This window comes from Pontibacter rugosus, assembly GCF_042678745.1.
Lineage (GTDB): Bacteria > Bacteroidota > Bacteroidia > Cytophagales > Hymenobacteraceae > Pontibacter > Pontibacter rugosus.
Window position 1 is genome coordinate 1 of record NZ_JBHTLD010000452.1, and the last position, 931, is coordinate 931.

General features: G+C 34.3%; 2 protein-coding genes. Both read left to right on the forward strand.

From position 1 onward, the window contains the following. Positions 1 to 399: sugar 3,4-ketoisomerase (locus ACFQ2O_RS21860; protein WP_377533075.1), on the forward strand; the 399-nt coding region annotated here is incomplete at its 5' end. Next, positions 377 to 931 (forward strand): acyltransferase (locus ACFQ2O_RS21865; RefSeq protein WP_377533077.1); only part of this gene is annotated, 555 nt, incomplete at its 3' end. The genes ACFQ2O_RS21860 and ACFQ2O_RS21865, both read left to right, overlap by 23 nt.

Genomic DNA, 931 nt, shown 5'->3' on the forward strand with positions numbered 1-931 from the left:
ATTGAACTACCTCAAGTAGAAAGCAGGTCTGGTAATATAACTCCTGTAACTTGTAATAAAGAGATTCCCTTCAATATAAAACGAGTTTATTATTTATATGATGTACCTGGAGGTGAGACAAGAGGAGGACATGCGCATAGAAATTTACATCAATTAATAGTTGCAGCTAGTGGTAGTTTTGATGTTGTACTGGATGATGGGAAAATTAGAAGGACAGTAAGTTTAAATAGACCTAATTATGGTCTTTATGTAGTTCCTGGGATTTGGCGTGAGTTAATAAATTTTTCATCAGGTTCTGTTTTGTTGGTTTTGGCTTCAATGTCATATGACGAGTGTGATTATATAAGGGATTATAGCATATTTTCAAAATTAAAAAATGGTGATACACACAACAGCTGATGTACAGACAAAGAATATTGGCAAGAATACTTCTATTTGGCAATATTGTGTCATTCTTGAAGGTGCTACAATAGGCGATAATTGTAATATAAATTATAATGTTTTTATAGAAAATGATGTTAAAATAGGTAACAATGTTACTATCAAGCCAGGCTCTCAATTATGGGATGGAATTATAATAGAAGACAATGTATTCATAGGGCCAAACGCTACTTTTACAAATGATATTGTTCCTAGACCTCGAGATTTTTCTGAAGGATGGAAATCAAATCCTGATAGGTGGAGAAATACAATTATTAAACACGGGGCTTCAATAGGAGCAAATGCTACAGTTTTAGCCGGTGTTACTATTGGGGATTTTGCTCTGATTGGAGCTGGAAGTGTAGTCACTAAAGATATACCTCCATATTCTCTCTGGTATGGAAACCCTGCAGTACATTGTGGCTATGTAACAAAGGATGGTGTGATATTGGATAAGAGTTTGAGAAGCAAAGATGGTCGAGAATACATTTTAGATAATAGTGAAATAAAG